The sequence below is a fragment of the Bacteroidota bacterium genome (genome assembly GCA_008933805.1).
Taxonomy (GTDB): Bacteria; Bacteroidota; Bacteroidia; order UBA8524; family UBA8524; genus SB11.
Map to the genome: position 1 here is coordinate 133,455 of WBUH01000002.1, position 18,701 is coordinate 152,155.

15 protein-coding genes and 1 pseudogene are annotated in these 18,701 nt (G+C 40.6%); 5 read left to right on the forward strand and 11 right to left on the reverse strand.

Going from position 1 to position 18,701, the window contains the following annotated elements:
* Positions 1 to 180 precede the first annotated feature (180 nt).
* The 3 genes from F9K23_02725 to rplU form a co-directional block, all read right to left on the reverse strand.
* Positions 181 to 366 carry a hypothetical protein gene (locus F9K23_02725; protein KAB2918076.1) on the reverse strand — a complete coding sequence of 62 codons (186 nt, stop codon included), beginning with the start codon at positions 364 to 366 and terminating at the stop codon, positions 181 to 183.
* Between the two features lie 86 nt (positions 367 to 452).
* The gene (locus F9K23_02730) at positions 453 to 845 is read right to left on the reverse strand and encodes a 50S ribosomal protein L27 (protein KAB2918077.1); all 393 of its coding nucleotides are present in this window, start codon (positions 843 to 845) and stop codon (positions 453 to 455) included.
* Positions 846 to 885: 40 nt separating this feature from the next.
* The gene (gene rplU / locus F9K23_02735; protein KAB2918078.1) at positions 886 to 1,200 is read right to left on the reverse strand and encodes a 50S ribosomal protein L21; all 315 of its coding nucleotides are present in this window, start codon (positions 1,198 to 1,200) and stop codon (positions 886 to 888) included.
* Between the two features lie 174 nt (positions 1,201 to 1,374).
* Here rplU and F9K23_02740 point away from each other — a divergent pair, with 174 nt between their 5' ends.
* From F9K23_02740 to F9K23_02755, 4 genes are all read left to right on the forward strand, one after another.
* Positions 1,375 to 2,544, forward strand: a complete 1,170-nt coding sequence (locus tag F9K23_02740; protein ID KAB2918079.1) for a hypothetical protein — start codon at positions 1,375 to 1,377, stop codon at positions 2,542 to 2,544.
* Between the two features lie 22 nt (positions 2,545 to 2,566).
* Positions 2,567 to 3,673, forward strand: a complete 1,107-nt coding sequence (locus F9K23_02745) for a hypothetical protein (protein ID KAB2918080.1) — start codon at positions 2,567 to 2,569, stop codon at positions 3,671 to 3,673.
* Between the two features lie 361 nt (positions 3,674 to 4,034).
* A complete protein-coding gene (locus F9K23_02750; GenBank protein ID KAB2918081.1) occupies positions 4,035 to 6,929 on the forward strand; it encodes a hypothetical protein in 2,895 nt (964 codons plus the stop codon).
* Positions 6,910 to 7,668 (forward strand): response regulator transcription factor, encoded by a 759-nt coding sequence (locus tag F9K23_02755; protein ID KAB2918082.1) that lies wholly within the window; start codon positions 6,910 to 6,912, stop codon positions 7,666 to 7,668. Before F9K23_02750 ends, F9K23_02755 begins: the two co-directional genes overlap by 20 nt.
* Before the next feature lie 32 nt (positions 7,669 to 7,700).
* On the opposite strand, the gene F9K23_02760 is transcribed toward F9K23_02755, so the two are convergent.
* Positions 7,701 to 8,441, reverse strand: a complete 741-nt coding sequence (locus tag F9K23_02760) for an SDR family NAD(P)-dependent oxidoreductase (protein ID KAB2918083.1) — start codon at positions 8,439 to 8,441, stop codon at positions 7,701 to 7,703.
* A gap of 62 nt (positions 8,442 to 8,503) precedes the next feature.
* On the reverse strand, positions 8,504 to 9,073 hold the full coding sequence (locus tag F9K23_02765) for a Crp/Fnr family transcriptional regulator (protein ID KAB2918084.1): 570 nt from the start codon (positions 9,071 to 9,073) through the stop codon (positions 8,504 to 8,506).
* Between the two features lie 99 nt (positions 9,074 to 9,172).
* On the opposite strand from F9K23_02765, the gene F9K23_02770 reads away from it, so the two are divergent.
* Positions 9,173 to 9,640, forward strand: a complete 468-nt coding sequence (locus tag F9K23_02770; GenBank protein ID KAB2918085.1) for a DUF1572 domain-containing protein — start codon at positions 9,173 to 9,175, stop codon at positions 9,638 to 9,640.
* A gap of 334 nt (positions 9,641 to 9,974) precedes the next feature.
* Here F9K23_02770 and F9K23_02775 read toward each other — a convergent pair.
* From F9K23_02775 to F9K23_02800, 6 genes and pseudogenes are all read right to left on the reverse strand, one after another.
* Positions 9,975 to 11,162: pseudogene (locus F9K23_02775) on the reverse strand (citrate transporter).
* Positions 11,163 to 11,941: 779 nt separating this feature from the next.
* Positions 11,942 to 12,325 carry a hypothetical protein gene (locus F9K23_02780; protein KAB2918086.1) on the reverse strand — a complete coding sequence of 128 codons (384 nt, stop codon included), beginning with the start codon at positions 12,323 to 12,325 and terminating at the stop codon, positions 11,942 to 11,944.
* Between the two features lie 189 nt (positions 12,326 to 12,514).
* Positions 12,515 to 14,872: a TonB-dependent receptor gene (locus tag F9K23_02785; GenBank protein KAB2918087.1), complete on the reverse strand. Its 2,358-nt coding sequence runs from the start codon at positions 14,870 to 14,872 to the stop codon at positions 12,515 to 12,517.
* A 66-nt stretch (positions 14,873 to 14,938) separates the two neighbouring features.
* Positions 14,939 to 17,038 carry a hypothetical protein gene (locus F9K23_02790; GenBank protein KAB2918088.1) on the reverse strand — a complete coding sequence of 700 codons (2,100 nt, stop codon included), beginning with the start codon at positions 17,036 to 17,038 and terminating at the stop codon, positions 14,939 to 14,941.
* A complete protein-coding gene (locus F9K23_02795) occupies positions 17,001 to 17,972 on the reverse strand; it encodes a DUF4974 domain-containing protein (protein KAB2918089.1) in 972 nt (323 codons plus the stop codon). Before F9K23_02795 ends, F9K23_02790 begins: the two co-directional genes overlap by 38 nt.
* Positions 17,973 to 17,977: 5 nt before the next feature.
* The gene (locus tag F9K23_02800; GenBank protein KAB2918090.1) at positions 17,978 to 18,535 is read right to left on the reverse strand and encodes an RNA polymerase sigma-70 factor; all 558 of its coding nucleotides are present in this window, start codon (positions 18,533 to 18,535) and stop codon (positions 17,978 to 17,980) included.
* Positions 18,536 to 18,701 lie beyond the last annotated feature (166 nt).

Here is an 18,701-nt window from a genome sequence, read left to right on the forward strand (position 1 = left end):
ACGTTGCTCTCGACGGGCATAAAGCCCGCCGCTGTTGTAGGGCTTCGTTCGGAATGGTTTAAAACCATTCCGAACGTTATTCCCCAAAGCCCTGAATTTTAATATTCAGAATAATTTTTGCGTATTCAGTTGGGATTAAATGATGGGCACACTCTCAATAGAGACGGGTTTTAAACCCGTCTATATTCGTTGGGCATTCCAACGCTGCTTTTGACGGGCATAAAGCCCGTCGCTGTTGTAGGGTTTCATTCGGAATGGTTTTAAACCATTCCGAACGTTATTTTCCAAAGCCCTGAATTTTATATTCAGGGGCGTAAATGGTTTAGGTAAAGCAATGGGCACACTCTCAATAGAGACGGGTTTCATACCCGTCTAAACCCGTCTGCCCCTGCTGTAAACAAAAAAAGCACCCTGAATTTCTTCGGGGTGCTTGAATATTTTTAAGGAGTACCTTATTCTTCGGTTGAAGGGGTTGCTTCAGCAGCAGGAGCCTCTTCAGCAACTTCTGCTACGGGAGCCTCAACTACAGGAGCAGCAACCTTTGCAGGTTTAGCTTTTGGTGCAGCAGGGGCAGCAACAACAGTTTCGTCAACAAAAGGGGTAATTGATACAAATGAGCGGTTGTCTTTACGTTTGGTAAACACTACAGTGCCGTCAACCAAAGCAAACAAGGTATGGTCTTTACCGATACCAACGTTTTCAGACGGGTGGTGTTTAGTACCACGCTGCCTAACGATGATGTTACCGGCAATAGCCAACTGACCACCGTATATCTTTACTCCCAAACGTTTACTGTGCGATTCGCGACCGTTTTTCGAACTACCCGCACCTTTCTTGTGAGCCATAGTATTATTCTTTTAAACTTACGTTGAACTAATTAAAAAATTAAGCTGTGATACCGTCGATTTTAATCTTGGTAAATTGTTGACGGTGACCGTTTTGTTTTTGGTAGCCTTTGCGGCGTTTTTTCTTAAAAACGATAACCTTATCGCCTTTCAAGTGCTCAAGCACTGTGGCGGTTACTTTAGCGCCTTCAACAGTGGGAGTGCCAACTTTAACGTTTCCGCCATTATCCACCAACAACACTTTATCAAAGCTAAGGCTTTCACCTTCGTTGTGGGCGTTTAAACGGTGAACGAAAAGATTTTGGTCTTTCTCCACTTTAAACTGCTGACCGGCAATTTCTACTATTGCGTACATCACTTTTATTTTTAAAGGACGGCAAAGATACGAAAGTTTATGAAAAATAAAAACCTACACATCACTTTTTAAACAAGTTGAATACGTGTCACTTGAGAGTCATTTTAAAATCCATTGCAACTATTTGTTTATACAGCAAGTCTTTTAGGCCATACATTATAACCTAATTACTATATGAAAAACAATCGTTTACACCTATTATTCAGTCTTCTCACCCTTTGTTGCCTTTTGTCTTTTGGCTGTAAAGACAAAGACAAAAACGACACTCCGTCGCCAACTAACAATAATTCCGGACCTTCGTTGTTGTCAGGGGCTCAAACAGGGCAGGCATACACAGGCTCAATCAGCGACTTCACATTGGCGTTCAACAACAACTCAGTTGTGTTGCTGGCTGCTCAAAACTCTACCGGAAAAATTTATGCCATCGATTTGAAAGACAACGATGCTACCAAAGCAGCCGCAAACACAATTTCGGCACCTGTTACTACCTTTAGTACCAACATAGCATCAAGTTTGGGTATTGCTGTAAGCTCTATCAGCTATGTAAACATTGAAGTAAACCCAATTTCAAAAGCGGTGTATGCATTGGTGCGTAACACTCAAAACAACAACCAAACATTGTTTAAAATTACCAATGCCGGTACTACTATCGAGCAGTTAGATGTAAGCAATGTAAGCTACAGCACTATTAATTTCTCAAGCAACGGCCAGTTGATTAACGACATGACTTGGGGCGATAACACTTTATACTTTAGCTACAGCCATGCTTCAACGTTGGATGGTTCTATAGCCACAGCTGTTGCTCCTTTTGCTCACAACTCATCGGCAACATCACGCGCTACAACCGTGTACAAAAGCAATTGGGGCGGTAACTATTTTACCAGTGCTCCTCTTGAAAGCATGACTTATGGTGAAGTAGACGGTGAAAAACGCTTGATGGGTGTTACCGTATGCGCTCCCGGTTATTCATTCAAAACCAGCGAAATAACCACCGGTAGCGGATTGTTGCAGGTAAAAGAATATTTTAACCTAAACACGGGTATAGCGCAAAAAGTATTTTGCGTAACCAGTAACAATAACACCTATATGATTGAAGTACACGAGGATGGACGTATTGTTCGTGTGGGTGAGAGATACTTGAACGAAAGCGAGAATGCTAATCAGAATGGCCGTTGGATTATGACCTACCAAAACGGTGGTTTGGCTCCTGCACCCGGATTGACTGAGCAAGAGTTGAAACTGATTGCTCCTGCCAATACCTACGTGTTAGCTTCAAAATACAGCGAGACTAAATTGTTGGTGATTAGCCGTCAAGGCGGTCAACTTTCATTATTAGATATTTAATTGACTATAGCGCCGATAAACCGTGAAGCAGAATTTAATAAAGGTATGGGGGCTGATATGGGTTGTGGTAATAGCAGCATGTGGTGATAAAAAACAATCAGCGCAACCGGCAATTGATGCAAGCAATCCCTATAAACCAATTATAAAAATTGCTGTAACCGCTACACAGGCGCAACAAGCACAAAAGGCCGGATGGGAAACCATATCCGGCCTTTTTGTGATTAATAATGGCATTGCCGCTACAACTCCTATCGGTTGCCAATACAATTTTACCAACGATACCTTGTACTTCACTCCCCGCCAACCTTTAGGGGTCAATATGCAATTTGCAGTACTGTACATTACAGGTAGTGATACAGTAAGAACAGAGTATGCAACTCCCGCAACTCCAAAAGATATTTCAGTACCAGCTGTAGCAGGAATTTACCCCCTCGCTGATACTGTACCGGCAAACATTCTCATGTTTCATGTTACGTTTACCAAACCAATGATAGAAGATGTGCAAACGTATAAGCAAATAAAACTGTTGGATGAAAAAGGGGTGGAAAAGCAGATGGTATGGCGACACAAATCAAACTGGGCAGATGATGGAAAACATTTAGTGTTGATGCTGCACCCCGGCAGGGTGAAACGTGGCATACATTATTTTGAAAAAGAGGATAAATTATTTGAAGAGGGGAAAAAGTACACATTGGTAATTACTTCTGTATTGCGTGATAGGGATAACCAGCCGCTTGAAAAGGAGTTTACAAAAACATTTGTGGTGACTGCTGCTGATAGGGTAATCCCCACATTTAAACAGCCGCATTTAGTAGTGCCCCAAAACGGTACGCAACAACCGCTTGAAGTTGTATTTGATGATAAAATGGATTTCGGTACCATGCAAATAGGCCTTGAAGTGAAAGACAATATGGGTAATAAAGTAGAGGGCTTTGTACACCCCATAAATGATAAGGTGTGGGCTTTTGCTCCTGCTAAGTATTGGCAATCAACAGGATATAAGTTACAGTTAAATTCCTATGTCACCGACTTATCAGGTAACCATTTAACCCGCCGTTTTGAAGAGGAGGATATCGAAGAGATGAAACAGCAGCAAACCATTGAGGTTGCTTTTACGCCAAAGCAGTAAACGTTACTTACTTGCATTGCCTGTAAAGTGAACCCGTTACTATTGGGGTAAAAAAATAGTAAAAACTATCAAAAAAACACGATAATGTATTCATAAAAAGCACTTTAAATAGGGTCATTTTATGGTAAAAAGATCGTTGTTTAAATAACTTTATCTAAGAAACAGCACCAATCGTTTACAAAAATTTGTTTTTATACAAAAATAAGGTAAACTTTTAGCCCATTATTTCAAACCAATCTAATCTTTTGTGAGGGCTTTATCAGTGGCAATTGATTGTATTCTATTCTACAGTAAAAAAATACTGTTAGGTATATTATTATTGTTTTTTTCAGTGATTTTTGTGCGCGGTCAAGTGCCCGGGATGAAGGTATACTCACAGTTTGATGGGTATACGGCAACCATTGGTTATGTAATTACACAAGACGATAAAGGGTTTATTTGGGTTGGTACTGATAAAGGAGCCATTTGTTTTGACGGCAAGCGGTTTAAGGTGATTGACGACCGCATGGGGTTGATAGACCAAGAGATACTAATGGCCGCCCCTTGTAACGATGGCAGGGTGATGCTGGTACCTTTGCTTAATAATATATCGTATTATCAAGATGGAAAGGTTATTACGCCGCAACAAAACCCAAGCTTAAAGCAAGTACGTAACAAACAGATTAATCATACCCGTATTGATAAATCAACCGGCAAAATATGGCTGTGTGATGAAGGGGTAAACAAAACTATTTTTTGTTTTTATGACGGCATTGTAACAAAGCAAAAGCTGGATATTGGTATTGGTTTTTTTTCGATAACGGTAATAAACAACCGCATCTTAATGCAGTTAAAAGACGACCGTAGAACCCTGCTGTGGTATAATGTATTGACCCACAAGAAGGATACACTGCGCATTCCTTTTGATTATTCTATAACATCTCTAATAAATGTAAGCGTTACAGATGATGCAAAGCTTCTTGTTATTAATGATGTTGGCCGAGAAAAAATAACGGGTTACAGGATAGAGGGCGATACAGGGATTAAACTGTTTGATAACTATACGCAAGGCCCTTTGTATCATGTGGTAGTAGATAGAAATAATCATTTATGGATACTATCAAGCGATAACGGTATTGAATATTGGGGTGATATAACAAAAATAACCAACTCATCATCTCCTGTAAGCTTGTTTAAGAATGTTACAATTAATCATTTGTTTGTTGATAAAGATAATAACGTGTGGTTGACGACACGCGGAGACGGGTTGTTTTTTCTTTCGCAAAAGCATTGGCAAAACGCGCTGCAAACCATGCCGTTAAAACTTGCAGATATGAACCCTGATTGCGTAACCGGTGATAGAGGGGAAATATTTTTTGGCCATAAAAGAGCAAAACTCTCAATACTTAAAAACAATAAGGCAACCGTATTTGAGTTGCCCGTAAGAAGAAACCAATCGCTATCTATTATCAAACCTGTAAATGATAAAATTGTAATTGCGGGCAGGGATAATATGATGTATCTGAGTAGTACCGAAAACCCTACACAGCTAATAAAGTTGCATAACATACATACAATAAAGGATGTAACAAATTATAAGGATAAGACCTTACTAATGGCTACGCATGATGGAGTGTATATAGTAACGGCAAATGGAGACGGAACCACCGAAACGGAGCAATGCCTTTATTACGGTAGGTCAACCTCAGTTAGTATCACCGAAAATGGAGTTATACTGATTGGTACACCAAACGGACTGTATGTAAAGCAATCAGTAATAGCTCCAAGCAATAAAGTAAAACACCCAGTTTTGAGCGAGGCACACATTACAGCATTAACGCTTGCAGGCAAAGAACACATATTAGTAGGCACCAGTGTAAACGGGCTATACACTTATAACTATAAAACGGGCGAGATAAAGCAAGTAAATAATGTAATAAATCAAAGCACCGGTAGCATTGAGCAGATATACCCCCAAAACGATTCAATTTATTGGTTATCTACCGATAGAGGAGCTTATAGTATCCGTTTTGATAAAGCGATGGTAGATAAAGACGTAAAAATCTACACGTTTTTTGATGGTCTGCCTTCAAATAACGTATCATCAATATATTCACAAAACGACACTGTTTATTTAACCACATCAGGCGGGTTAGGTATACTTTTGCCAAATAGAGAAATTACTACAGCTTCTCACCCTCCGGTGGTTTGGCTATTGACAGCCAAGTATAGCGATACAGCAATACAGTTCCCTCAGAAACTTACCATAGGTCCCGGACAAAACGATGTTCAATTATCATTAAGCGCAATCTCCTATGAGAGTTTTGGCAATATAAAGTATCAATACAGGTTGTTGGGATTAACCGATAATTGGGTAACCACTGAAAGCCCGGATATAAGCTTCAGCGGATTACCGCCGGGGCAATATCAGTTACAAGTGTTTGGCTTAAACTATAACGGCGTAAAAAGCTTAAAAGTCCTTACACTCCCCATAATTGTTTTACCCTCATTTTGGCAAACATGGTGGTTTATGCTGTTTATAGCAGTGTTTATACTTGTTTGCATAGCATTTTTAATACTATGGTGGGTGCAGCGATACAAAAGCATACATTACAAGCAGTTGCAGCAAAAACGAAAATTGGCTGAATTGGAACTGGAGGCCATTAAAGCCCAGATAAACCCGCATTTTGTGTTCAATTGCCTAAACTCAATACAGGTATTTAGTTATAAAAACGAGCACGATTTGGTAAAACAATACATCAACCTGTTTGCTAAGTTGATACGCCAAACCATGCAGTACTCGCAAGAAACATTTATTACGTTGGGCGAAGAACGTGAGTACCTTATCAATTACCTTAAGCTTGAAAAAATACGGTTTAAAGATAAGTTGAATTACAAATTGTGGATGGATGAATCATTAAGCTCTACTACATTAATACCGGCCATGCTTGTGCAACCTTATGTTGAAAATGCGTTGAAACACGGAGTAGCGGCGGTAAGAGACAGGGAAGGGTTGGTTGAAATTAACTTTTTTAAGAATGAAGAGGGGGGATTGATAATAACCATTGAAGATAATGGCCCGGGGTTGCCTGCACAAACTACTAACAACAGCAGAAAAACACTAGGCATGCGGCTATCAGGAAGCAGGGCACAAACGTATAATCAGTTGTTTAATTTAAATGTACAAGTTCATATAAGGGCAAATACTGTTATGGGGTATGGAACCGTTATAGAATTAATAATACCATCAATTGCACATGAAAACACAAAATTTTAGAGCAGTCATTGTTGACGATGAGGACGATGCAAGGGAAATGGTGAGCATTTTCCTTGAGCAAATGTTTCCTACGGTAGAAATTATCGGGCAAATGGATAGCGTTAATTCAGCTGCCCATGCCATTTACAAACTAGAACCTGATATATTATTTTTAGACATAGAAATGTCTGACGGGACTGGTTTTGACCTACTAACCCGCCTTGCCCACCAGCCGGATATTGTTATTTTTATTACAGCGTTTGACAACTATGCAATCAAAGCCATTAAGGCATCTGCGTTTGATTACATTTTAAAACCAATTGATGCAGAGGAGTTTAGGCAAACCATGAATCTAGCCTTGAGACGTCTTGAGCAGAAACGTTTTTCAAGCAATTTTGGGGGTGCTATGGCGGCAATGCAAATTGATACCGGCAAAATTGGTTTACCGGTATTAAATGGGGTGAACTATGTGGATGTAGATACCATTTTGTATTGCGAGGCCGATGATAACTATACCGTGGTGCACTTTACCAACTTCACAAAAACGTTGGTATCGCGTACTTTATCACATTTTGAAAATGATTTAAGGAAATACAACTTCTTTAGGTCGCACAACAAGTATCTGGTAAATATGAAGTACATCAGTTCTTACACTAAAGGTAAGGATGGCGGCTTTATTACATTGGTAAACCGTGTTGAACTTAAAGTGGCACTTCGCAAAAAAACCGACCTCCTTAAAACCCTTTCACACGTTGAGTAGGGCAGGAGTCGGTTATAAGTATAGAGTTGTGGCTATGAAACCCCGTTAATCAGCCTGAACGCCAGTTTAGGTGAGATACGGGAAATAAAATACAACAGTTTTACGGCACCCACCTTTACCTCGGGTTTTCCTTTCTCAATGCCTTTTAGCATTTTGAGTACTGCAACCTCGGCGGTAATGGCAATTTTGGGAACGTCACCATTGTGCCAAGGGGTATCAACCACAGGCATCATTACTTCAAAAACGTTCACTTTAGTTTCTTTTAAGCGGTACCTAAGCACTTGTGTAAACGAGTGCAGGGCCGCTTTTGTAGCATTGTAAATAGGGTATTCGGCCCGCGGGGCATATATCAGTCCGGTTGTGATATTAATAATTGCAGGATTAGGAGTATTTTCAAACAAAGGTAAAAACAGCTTGGTGAGGGCTATGGGAGCCAATAAGTTAGTGTTAATCTCAGCCTGCGCTTTTCTCACCATCAATACATCCGCCCTAAAGTCAACACGGTGCACAATTGCGGCATTGTTTATCAATACATTGCAGTTAGGGTAATGCTGTTGTATAAACTCGTGTAGTTTCATGCGGTCGTTATCATTACTTATATCACAGGCAATAGTAATTAGTTGCGGGAGTAGTTGTTTAGCTGCTGAGAGTTTTTCTTCACTTCGTCCGCAAATAATCACTGTATTTTGAAGGTTAATAAGCTGTTTGGCAAGCTCTAGCCCTATACCTGAGCTTCCGCCTGTTATAAGAATGGTTTGATGTTGTAGTTTCATTGCTCACTATAAATTAGTGGAGCAAAGGAAAAACCGCTACCAAGCAATCGCATTAACCTATGTTAACGCTTGCTGTTTTTTAAACGGCTTAATGAAACGGGCGATATACCTAAATACGACGCTATAAGGTGTTGTTTTACCCGTGTTTCCAAACAGGGGAACTCCTCTTTAAAAATCCTGTAGCGATGTTCAGCATCCAGCAATAGTAGTTCTCGTTCCCGCTTTTCTTTGGTACTAAAAGCTTTTTCTAAAAAATGAATCAGTAAGTCTTTCCAACAAGAGTGTCCGTTTTTTAATTGCTCCCAATCGGTATAGTTTATCTCATAAATTACGCTATCCTCTAATGCCTCAATAAACATAGCTGAAGGTTTTTGGGCAATCATGGCCGAGTATGAAGTAATGAAGTTTCCGGCAAGAATAAAATTCTTAGTGTACTCAGTTCCGTTACCATCAATATAAAAATACCTGAAAAGCCCTTTACCCACAAAGGCAATCTTTTTAGGTACTTGCCCTTCACGGATAAAATGCTCTCCTTTATCCATACGCCGTTCATTAGCTATAGAAGCAAACTTTTCCGCCTCGGTATCGGGCAGCTTAATTATTTTTCGCAGTAACTCAATAATGGCGTCCATAGCTTTGTGCGTATGCTTTGAGGCAATATAAAGCAACCGTTTGTAAACCAAATACTGATTTGGTTAATATTGTATAATCATCTATAAACTATAAAAACTATGAACGTAACAGCCCACATTGCAAAACATTTTAGGGAGGTTCACTTTGGAGGTAATTGGACGTGGTCGAACCTTAAAGACAATTTAGAAGGGGTAACTTGGGAAGAAGCCATTACCAAAGTGCACTCATTTAATACAATAGCCACACTTGTGTATCATACCAACTATTATGTTGATGCCGTATTAAAGGTATTTAAGGGAGAGGTGTTATCCTCTAATGATAAATTCAGTTTTTCGCACCCGCCCATCAACTCGCAAGAAGATTGGGATAATATGCTAAACAAGGTTTGGGACGATGCCAGAGAGTTTGCTGATTTACTGGAGCAAATGCCTGATAGCAAACTTTGGGAAAACATTGCCGATGAAAAATACGGTATTTATTACCGCAATCTGCACGGTATTATTGAGCATACCCATTACCACTTGGGGCAAATAGCCTTGATTAAGAAGATTTTGAAAGAGGGGTAGCCCCCATAGCGGCGGGCTTTATGCCCGTCGGTAATATTGGGATGCCCAACGGGCGAAGACGGGAATGAAACCCGTCTCTATTGAGAATGTACCCATCATTTCACTCCAACTGAATACTAAAAAGCCCTGAATTTTATATTCAGGGCTTTTGAGGTCAACGTTCGGAATGGTTTTAAACCATGCCGAACGAAACCGTACAACAGCGGCGGGCTTTATGCCCGTCGAGAGCAACGTTGGGATGCCCGTCGGGATGATGTTAGTGTGAATGCTTCTCAGTTTGTGCAGGCTGGGTTTGCTCAGTAGCATTGCCTTTGTCGGTTTTAATTTTGTGTGGATGCCAGCCCCAAATTCCTAACAAGATAAAAAAGCCGATAATATAACCCAAGGTTACGTGCCAGCCATTTTTAAGCCAAGAACCTACCGATTTGGCTTGGGGATAGATGTTAGATAAAGCCACACCTGCAGATGAACCAAACCAAACCATTGAGCCGCCAAAACCCACTGCATAGGCCAGCATACCCCAATCGTAACCGTCTTGCTGGATGGCAAGGGCGGTAAGCGGTATATTATCAAATACTGCCGATACAAAACCTAAAATAAAGGCAGTTTTCCACGAGGCTTCGGGCAGTTCATTCACGGGCATCATTGATGCGCACAACACTAGTGATAGCAGGAAGATAGTACCCGATAATGAAGCTGGGATTTCCTTCCAATCGGTTTTGGTAAAAGCTGCACACAGTAATATGGCCGCCCAAACACCCGCTGCGGGTAAATCAAGGTAAATATTGGTTAAAATAGCACCGGCAAGTATCAATACTACTGCAATCAGTTTTTTACCGTCAACTTTTGCATTAGGGGTAGCATCTTTTTGTATCGGCTGAAATTTATGCTGCTGGCGGGCGGCAATAATCCCAAACACAATAAGGGCAGGTACAGCGGCAACAAAAGCGTGCAAAACATCTAGCGGGTTTACCCCTGCAATCCACATCATAGTGGTAGTAGTATCACCCACCACACTGCCCGAGCCACCGGCATTACTGGCGGCTACAATAGCCGCAAGGTAACCTATGTGTACATTGCCTTTAAAAACAACCAAGGCAATGGTACCACCAATCATGGCGGCTGCTATGTTATCAAGGAAAGAAGATATAACAGCAATCAGTATCAGCAATACAAAACCACCTGTCCAATTATCGGGCAGGTAATTGGGTAAAATATCAGGCACACCTGAGTGCTCAAAGTGTTTTGCCAGTATAGCAAACCCCAGCAACAAGCCTGCAAGATTAAGAATCGTCATTTTCTCATGGTCGAGGTGATGGACGATATCAAAAGCTGGGTCGAAAAATATTTTGTAAACCGTTATAACTGCCAAACCTGTTAGGGCCACATAAAGTGTTTTGTTGTGAAACAGGGCTACACCCAACAGGGTTAAGGCAAAAAAGATAAATTCTAATCGAATGCCGGCGATGGTAAAAGGCTCTGCGACATCACCTGCTGCTTGGGCAAAGCTAACGACCGGCATAAGTAGCATGGCGGCCAAAAAAGTTAGTATGTTTTTCATTAGTGTTGTTTTTGTAATGGGATCTTTGGTTATGTAATTAGTTTATGGTTGTTATTCAATGTTATGTACCGGTGTAATCATCATTCACCCAACTACGCTGAAAATTCCCTGAAGCAAACCAATATCCGCCATCAAAAATCCATCATTCTGCCTAAAGCATCCGGCCGGAAATGTTTGCCCGCCTTATAGGTGTTGCCACCTATCACCACTAATTAGTCAAAGCCTCTTCTTTGGGTGTTAAAAAAGAGGACTTTTTGGCAACAACGTTATTTGCATAGTAATACCGTAGCAGATATCACTATCAAACTTGTAGTGTGTTGCAATGTCAAAAAAATCAGAACTGTAATACCTTTTTGTCTAAACGCACTTTTTTATTCTTCTCTGTGCTCCTGCAATGCTTGATATACGGTGCATTTTCCCCTCTTATTTCAAAGTGCCGGTATTGCATCTAAACGATTCACTAATATAGGATTACTCTTGTAATTACCTAGCAATGAGGGAGTAAAAAGTGAATATTTATAGAGGCAATCTAATTCAAACGGGGTGCAACCCCTTGTGTTTAGTGCTTTAGTAAGGTATTGGTTTTGTAGTTACATTAGTGGTTTGTTACAACGGACAAAATGAACCGATGCAAGGTAAATGTGATGATTTGATTGTTTAATAATCCTCAGCGGTAAAACATTGTTTTTAAGTCACTTATTTAGGGTTGACAGTGTTGAATAACAATGATTTTTTGGGTTTTACAGGCGCAATTGTTTGTTGACAGTTATTATAGAGTATGTTTCTGATTTTCGCTTAGAGGTAAGAAATTCATTAATAGAATACGCTTTGGCAACCGAGAATTTAATCTGTGAGCAGACTGCTAAAATTAGCTTCTGTTTTTTGCGCTTGGCATAATCTTCATTGGTTTTATTGGTAGGGCTATAATGAGTGGTTAGTCTGTTTTCAGCAGATGATACACTCCAATCCTCGGCCTGAATGGTGCATTCCTTTTCAAGCACATCGCCTTGATGTTCGGCTGCTGCAATTGTTTTAGGAGGGTGTTGCGTTATGACCGAAACAAATGTCCCCAAACATACGAGTGCAGCTACTAAGGCAAGGGTGTATTGTAAGGTTTTTTTCAAGCAGAAAACTTTTGCGATGTAAAATTAGCAGTTGTTTTATAAGAAACAACACTGGTGTACTGCAACCTTGATTTTAAAGGCTAAATGGGGCATTCAGTATCAGTTTAACAGGCATCTTGTTAAGAAATTGTTAAATTAAAAAGACCCGCCCCATGCAGGGCGAGTCTTTAACCAAAAGGAGCAAACATGCTAGAACTCTACACGGTAGCTAAGTATAGGGATAAGCGGTGTTTGGTACCAGTATTTTGCAGTGCCTGTGTTTTTATCATAGTATTGGCCGCCAATGTTTTTATGGTTGGTAGCATTTTGTAAATCGAGGGCAATGGTAGTAGTGATGTTTTTGTAGTTGCGCTTCATGCTTAGGCGCACATCCACACGGTAGTAATCAGGGGCTTTGCTTGCAAACGCTTTCGATTCGTAAAACTTGGCTTCGTTGTGTGCAATAGAAGCAGCAAGGTCTATCGGAGTGTACCTGAAACCGCCCATGTTTATTGATTTTATGCTGAAACCTATCACACGGTCTTTGTTGCCTCTTTTATAAGCCCACTCTTTTCCGGCGGTAAATGAAATTACATAGTTGGTATTGAAACGGGTATTGTACCACACATCATCCAGCGTTTTGTACTTAGATTCATACAACGAAGCGGATAGCAAATAGTAGAAGTTTTTATGTAAAAACCGTTCGTAGGTCAATTCGGCACCATAGTTTCTGCCATATCCTTTATTCACCAAAGGTTCGGTGTTATACCCTTCAACACTGTTAAGTATCGAGAAGTGTTTATCCCTATCCGCACTCACTGGCACATTGAACAAATGCTGGTAATACAACTCAAGTTTTATGTGTGAGTAGCTGTTTATATTAAAATCATATCCGGTAACAATGTGGTGCGATTTACTGAATGCAAGGTTTTTATTGGGAGTAGTGATGGTATTGTTCTCGGTTTTTTGGGCAAAGTATATTCCTATGGGTTGCAATTGGCTGTGCAAGCCATAACCCAGTATAAAACTTCCACGGCTGTTTACCGCATATTTTATAGATGCCCGTGGCTCTATTGAGTTTGAGTTGTTTAGCAATAACTGGTGGTAGTGCAAGCCCATATTGGCGGTTACACGTTTTGAAAGCATATAATTCCATTGGAAGAATCCTTGTACTGAATACGTATTGTCGTTTACATTCAGTTTTTCAGTAAGCTCAGTGGTGTCGGTTTTATCTTTCATGATAAGATTAAAACCCAAACGGTTTACTATCAATCCGCTGCGAATACTGCTTTTTGCAGATAATTTTTGGGTATATACGGATGATAGCGTGGTTTTGTTTTGGGTGTATCTCTGCTCGTATTGTTTAATAAAAGTGGTGTAATCCGGTTGGAGCTCTTCTTCGTTATAACCGTTTTGATTGCCTGAAAACACAAGGGCTGTTTTAAGGTAGGATTTGTTTTTAAAGTTTATGGTATGTGTAAGCCCCACAGCCCCTGTATTGCTCAAAAAGCGTGAGTTTGATTTGTAAAAATCATCCTCTTCCCATTTTAGTGAATCCTTTTTGGCATAAGAATTTTGGGTGCTGATGCCCCCAAAACCGAAGGCACTAAAACTACCGGCTCTTTTTGTTGGCAAGTACACATTAAACGATAAATCCTGAAAGTTGGTAACGGCATCACCCAATGGCACGCCAATCATGCCCAATAATGATAGGGTAGAGTATCGGTAGTTGATAAGGAATGAGCCTTCATAGCCTTTCTTAAAAGGGCCTTCTACTGCAAAATCTAACCCCAGCAAGCCTGCTTGAAAGGTATATTCACGTTTTTGATTGTTTCCTTTGCGCAGTTTCAAATCAAAAACACCTGATAAAGCATTGCCGTATTCAGCAGCAAAAGCACCCGTCGAAAAATCAGAATTACTTAGTAGCTGCGAGCTGATAATGGAAATACCTCCGCCCGATGTTCCTACGTTTGAAAAGTGGTTGGGGTTAGGAATTTCAACACCTTCCATACGCCATAACAACCCGTTGGGCGAGTTACCCCTGATAGAGATGGTATTGCTACCGTCGCCGGCGTGTACCACCCCTGCAAACGAGGTGGCCATCCTGCCGGGGTCGTTTACCGCCGCCGCATACTTTTGGGTTTCTTCTACTGAAAAAGGACGGGTGCTAACTGTCGACATACTGTTTAGCGGGATATTCTTTTTGGCGGTAACCTCTACTTCTTGTGCGGTTACAATATCTTCTTCAAGGTTAACAGTCAGCACCAATTCTTTCCCGGCATTCACCGTAAGGTTTTGCAGTAATTGTTCCTTATAGCCCATGTAGGTAACTTTAATGGTTCGTTTACCTACGGGCACTCCTTTTAGAGTGAAATTTCCATTTTCATCGCTAACAGCCCCAATAATGGGGGTAACCTCCTGCACTACAAGTTGTGCCCCTATTAATGGTGATTGTGATACTTTATCTAAAACAGTACCTCTAATGGTTTGGGTGGCAGTTTGACCGTGGGCAATTAAGAATGTGAACAGTAATAAATAAAGCGCGATAATTAATTGTTTGAAATTCATAGTTCTGTTGTTTTTAATTTCCATATCTCTTGGACAATTAAAAAACAGAATACCCCTATGCCGGTATTACAAAAATTTGATAGATGCTTTAGCCCCCAGCCACATAGTGCTTTGTGTATTGCCCATAGTGTTGTTGCCAAAGGTTGGCGGTGCTATTGCATTAAAGGTATTGATGAATGAATTATCGGTTTTTTCTTGCTGCAAGAAATTGAATGTGGGGCCTACAGCCAAGCTGATTTTTTTGGCAATTGCATACGAATAACTCACGTTTACACGGCTAAGCAGGTTAGTTTTTATAGCACCTGACGATGTGTTTTGTAATTGCTGCGTGGTTATATCAAACAGCAAGCCTTTTTTCGGGGTAAGCTTTTTATAAGTGCTCAGTCCGTAGCCAAAAGTCCAAAAGGGCTGAGGGCCAAAGTTGCTATACCCTGCAAACAATAGGTTGTGAAATTTATCTACGCCGCTTCTAAAACCTAAAGAGGTAATTTTTAGCTCATCAAACGATAGTTCTATTTTGTGGTAACCGTTTCTTACAAAGCTAAATATACCCACAGGAATGCCATTGCAGCTATCCGCAAAATTAAAACAGGCTACCTGTACACCGTTTATTTTTCGGGCTATGTTTATTACCCCTGTCACCTGTGCACCATCCACTTCTTTTGCCATATTCATTACCCCGCTCACTTGTACACCCGTAATTTGTTTAGCAGCATTCATCACACCACCAATTTGCACCCCGTCAATTTCTTTAGCGGTATTCATTATACCGCCTATTTGTGTGCCGCGGGCATACTTGGCTGTATTTAAAATACCCCCCAGTTGAATGTCGCGCATGGTATCTTTAGCCCAATTATATATGCCGCCTATTTGCACCCCGTTTATGTTATTGGCATAATTAAAAATACCTCCAAGTTGCAAGCCGGTAATATTGGTTCGGGTAATGTTATAAATACCACCCACCTGTAAGCCGTCCACAATTTCTGCATAGTTAAATATGCCGCCCAATTGCATACCATCTACGTCTTTGGTCACAATGTTAAAAATACCTCCAATTTGTAAGCCGTGGTAATATCCTTGCACAGTATTAAAAATACCGCCTGCTTGCACACCGTCGGTGTTTCCGCCAACGATATTAAAAATGCCCCCACCTTGCACGTGTTTCACATTACCACCCACAATATTGCCTAACCCCGCCATTTGTACATATTGCACATCGCCGAAATCATAGTTTAGTAAACCCGCAATTTCCAGCCCGTCAACCCCTTTTGAGTTTCCTATTAAAACGTTAAAGGATAGTTTATTAATCGTATTGTACGATAAGAGTTTGTTGGTGCTTAGCGGCGGAACCAATGAAAATGATATTTTGGTAAACAATGTATCCCGTATGTTTCTAAAGTTGGCATTCAGTTCTTTTTGCTTTTGCCAAAACTTACTGATAGGAGCCGAGGTATCTTTAACCGCACTATCAATTACAAGTATTGGTGCGGGTGTATCGATAGGAGTTTCAGTAGCAGGTTCTTGGGGTAGAAGCGTTGTTTCAACCTTAGGAATATGGATAGGGGTGAGGGTTAGCCACAATTCTTTATCAGTAGCACCGGAGAGGGTAAACGCAGTGTCTTTATAATTTTCTTTGGCTATTGAAAGTGATAAGTCGCCCGTTTCGGCTGATACTACCATTTTGAAATACCCGAACGAATCGGTAATGGCCGATTGCTTGATGGATTTAATAAAAATACTGGCATCTTTCACCTTAGCACTATCGCCTGCACTTACAAGGTAGCCGCTAATGGTAAAAGTGCTTTTTTTAGCGGGCGGTACGGGTTCGCTGTATTTAATAATGATGTATTTCTTTTTAAGCTTGTAACTGCACGAAACCGGTTTTAGCAAAGCATTCAGCACCACCCGTAAAGGCTTATTATAAAAGCTGACTGAGGTTTTTCGTTGGTCGTCAAACTGTTTTGAGTTGTATGAAAATACCACCCCTGTTTGGTTGCTGATGGTTCTGAAAATTTCGGCAAAGGTTTGGTTACTGGCATTCACCGTAACCGATTTTTCCAAAAATGGCACATCGGCAGCGCGGGCTGTAGAAACGTTTACGACTATTAAAACAACCCAGATAAAGTGCTTAATTGTTGCAGCGGTTGCCTTTAATAATGTATTCATCGTCCGTTTTAATAAAGGTTAGCTCCAACGTTTCCGTAATCACATCCAGCATGGTTTCCAGTTTTTCGCTGGTAAAGTGTGCAGTCAACCTGCAATCTTCAATGTTCTTGCTTTCAATACTTATGCGGGTATTAAATGCACCACTCAGTTTTTGTACTACTTCTTTCAGTGAAACGTGGGTAAATGCAAACGTTTGGGTTGCAGCAGTTTCAGGTGCCCGTACAATACTTTTTTGCGATTTAATGTAAACAGCGCTTTGGCCTTTGTTTAATGTAACTTCAGTGCCTAAGCTATCATACAACAACACTACACCCTCATCCACCAAAACACTTATGGTATCTTGGTTGGGCGATGTGGTGATTTTAAATTTAGTACCGATATCTTTTACATACACATTGCCCACATCCACCAGCATGGGAAGCTGCTCAGAGTGGGTTACCTCAAAATACGCCGACCCTTTAAGTTTAACTAAACGGTTGGTTTTTCCGTAACCATCATCAACGGTTAGACTTGAGTTAGGTTCGATAACGGCGGTGGTACTTTCTTCAAGCACTACTTTCTTTTGTGTATCAAGTGCTGCATAGGTGGTGCTGTTATTACCCGATGTTTGGTTGAAGTATCTGAACACAAGCACGGCACCAGCCACTAATACTACTGCGGCTGCATATTTAAATAAACCCTTTAGTTTGAAAACAGGGGTTTGTTTCTCGGTATAATCCAGCTGACCTTTTACGGTTTCTAACGCCGCTTGCACATTAGTGTTGGTAAGTGCATTAATTTGGTAATCAGTAAAAAACAGTTTCTCGCACTCAAGGTAGTAGGCCAAATTATCAGCACTCTGTTCCTTCCAGTCCTCCAACTCCATAGCCTCCTCAGGACCTGCTTCACCTGCCAGATACTTGCTTATTAACTCATCTGTATTTGTTTCTTTCATCAGCACTAAATTTGGGTGAACAGAATTAGTAAAGGCATGTATTCTTTAAGCTCGGTGCGTAAAATCTTTAACGCTTTACCCATTTGGTTTTCAACGGTTTTTACTGAAATACCCAATGTGTCGGCTATTTGCTGGTACTTAAGGTTACCGTAGCGGCTCATTCTAAAAATCTTTCCGCATTGCTCAGGTAACTGGTCTATTGCATCGTCAATCTTTTGTTTTAGTTCTTTAGCTACCACCACATCGGCAGTGTGTTCAACCGTAGCAGAGCGCATAGAGTCTACAGCGTAGGATTCTCTAACCGCCATTTGCTTTATTCGGTTAAGGCAGGCATTGTGTACTGATTTATAAAGGAAGGCGCGGAGCGAAGTATGTATGTCAAGCTCATCGCGCTTTTGCCATACATTAATATACACCTGCTGCACTACATCTTCGGCTTCGCCGGGGTCTTTCAGAAAGGTGAAACTATAGTTTACTAATGGTTTGTAGTATTGGTTAAAAAGCATTTCAAAAGCCTTTATATCTTCAAGTTTAAAAAGTGCTTTTTCTTTGCTGTTTTCCATTTGTAGGCAGCAAAGTTAAACATACTTTTATACAAGACAATTGAAAGCGTTTTTACCCCTACGTCACCAAAATAATTTGTTTAGGGGTTGCCTTAGAAATAGTTAGATACCGGCTAAGCTGATTCTTTTCCATATTTCTATAAAGAAACTAAGAGTGTGAACCGGT

Bases quoted from the DNA above. Each gene is read 5' to 3' on its own strand.
- F9K23_02790 (KAB2918088.1), bottom strand. From the start codon at position 17,038: ATGAATACATTATTAAAGGCAACCGCTGCAACAATTAAGCACTTTATC.
- F9K23_02800 (KAB2918090.1), bottom strand. From the start codon at position 18,535: ATGGAAAACAGCAAAGAAAAAGCACTTTTTAAACTTGAAGATATAAAG.
- F9K23_02750 (KAB2918081.1), top strand. From the start codon at position 4,035: ATGAAGGTATACTCACAGTTTGATGGGTATACGGCAACCATTGGTTAT.
- F9K23_02765 (KAB2918084.1), bottom strand. From the start codon at position 9,073: ATGGACGCCATTATTGAGTTACTGCGAAAAATAATTAAGCTGCCCGAT.
- F9K23_02725 (KAB2918076.1), bottom strand. From the start codon at position 366: ATGAAACCCGTCTCTATTGAGAGTGTGCCCATTGCTTTACCTAAACCA.
- F9K23_02785 (KAB2918087.1), bottom strand. From the start codon at position 14,872: ATGAATTTCAAACAATTAATTATCGCGCTTTATTTATTACTGTTCACA.
- rplU (KAB2918078.1), bottom strand. From the start codon at position 1,200: ATGTACGCAATAGTAGAAATTGCCGGTCAGCAGTTTAAAGTGGAGAAA.
- F9K23_02795 (KAB2918089.1), bottom strand. From the start codon at position 17,972: ATGAAAGAAACAAATACAGATGAGTTAATAAGCAAGTATCTGGCAGGT.
- F9K23_02760 (KAB2918083.1), bottom strand. From the start codon at position 8,441: ATGAAACTACAACATCAAACCATTCTTATAACAGGCGGAAGCTCAGGT.
- F9K23_02755 (KAB2918082.1), top strand. From the start codon at position 6,910: ATGAAAACACAAAATTTTAGAGCAGTCATTGTTGACGATGAGGACGAT.
- F9K23_02730 (KAB2918077.1), bottom strand. From the start codon at position 845: ATGGCTCACAAGAAAGGTGCGGGTAGTTCGAAAAACGGTCGCGAATCG.
- F9K23_02740 (KAB2918079.1), top strand. From the start codon at position 1,375: ATGAAAAACAATCGTTTACACCTATTATTCAGTCTTCTCACCCTTTGT.
- F9K23_02770 (KAB2918085.1), top strand. From the start codon at position 9,173: ATGAACGTAACAGCCCACATTGCAAAACATTTTAGGGAGGTTCACTTT.